This is a genomic window from Lentzea kentuckyensis, from assembly GCF_002150765.1.
Taxonomy (GTDB): Bacteria; Actinomycetota; Actinomycetes; order Mycobacteriales; family Pseudonocardiaceae; genus Lentzea; species Lentzea kentuckyensis.
Window position 1 is genome coordinate 209 of sequence record NZ_MUYM01000251.1, and the last position, 846, is coordinate 1054.

2 protein-coding genes are annotated in these 846 nt (G+C 70.5%); both read left to right on the forward strand.

Annotation, left to right across the window (positions count from 1 at the left end; genetic code table 11):
* Positions 1-114 precede the first annotated feature (114 nt).
* The gene (locus B0F77_RS46465) at positions 115-339 is read left to right on the forward strand and encodes a helix-turn-helix domain-containing protein (protein WP_425435852.1); all 225 of its coding nucleotides are present in this window, start codon (positions 115-117) and stop codon (positions 337-339) included.
* The gene (locus tag B0F77_RS46470) at positions 336-734 is read left to right on the forward strand and encodes a VOC family protein (protein ID WP_086669371.1); all 399 of its coding nucleotides are present in this window, start codon (positions 336-338) and stop codon (positions 732-734) included. Before B0F77_RS46465 ends, B0F77_RS46470 begins: the two co-directional genes overlap by 4 nt.
* The last annotated feature ends 112 nt before the right edge of the window (positions 735-846 follow it).

Below are 846 nucleotides of genomic sequence, written 5' to 3' on the forward strand. Positions count from 1 at the left end.
CCGGCCGCCGAGCTGCGTGAACGGGTGCGGGACGCGCCGACGTGGACCGATCGGTTCGCGCGCCTGGACGAGGTCTTCTCGCGGCTGGTCAGGCCGGTGCGGCAGCAGGTCGAGGTGGCGTGGGCGTGGCAACGGCTCGCGNNGGCGAACCGGATGCTGCGCGGCGAACGGCGGCCGACGTTCACCGAGGTGGCCGCTGCCTGCGGTTACACCGACCAGGCGCACTTCAACCGGGACTGGCGGGCGCTGTGCGGCGCGACCCCTGGCGAATGGATCGCGACCGAGCTTCCATTCGTACAAGGCAGCGAGGGTGGGCAGGGCGCACAGTTGCTGCCATGACGACACCTGCACCCACCTGCTGGCCCACACTGTCCTATCAGGACGCTCCCGCCGCGATCCGGTTCCTGGTCGAGGCGTTCGGATTCAAGGAACATCTCGTCGTGCCCGGTGAGGCCGACGGCGAGGTCGTGCACTGCGAGATGGTCTGGCCGGAGGGCGGCGGCGTGATGCTGGGGTCCACCGTGCGCTCGGTCGGCGAGGTCGAGGCGACCAGGGCCGGCGCCGGGTCGATCTACGTGGTGACCGACCGGCCGGACGAGATCCACGCGCAGGCGCTCGCCCGCGGGGCGACCGAGATCCGCGGACTGCGCGACGAGGACTACGGCTCGCGTGGTTTCACCGTGGCCGATCCCGAGGGCAACCGCTGGAGCTTCGGCACCTATCGCGGAGCGTGAAGCAACCTGCACGCGCTGAAAGGAGTCTCCTGGGGTGGAGAGGTTCACACCTAGGGGAGGACAGGTGCGCGTAGCGCGCTGTTTTGTGGCCACCGCGGTCGTCGCCGGGCTG

Bases quoted from the DNA above. Each gene is read 5' to 3' on its own strand.
- B0F77_RS46470 (WP_086669371.1), top strand. From the start codon at position 336: ATGACGACACCTGCACCCACCTGCTGGCCCACACTGTCCTATCAGGAC.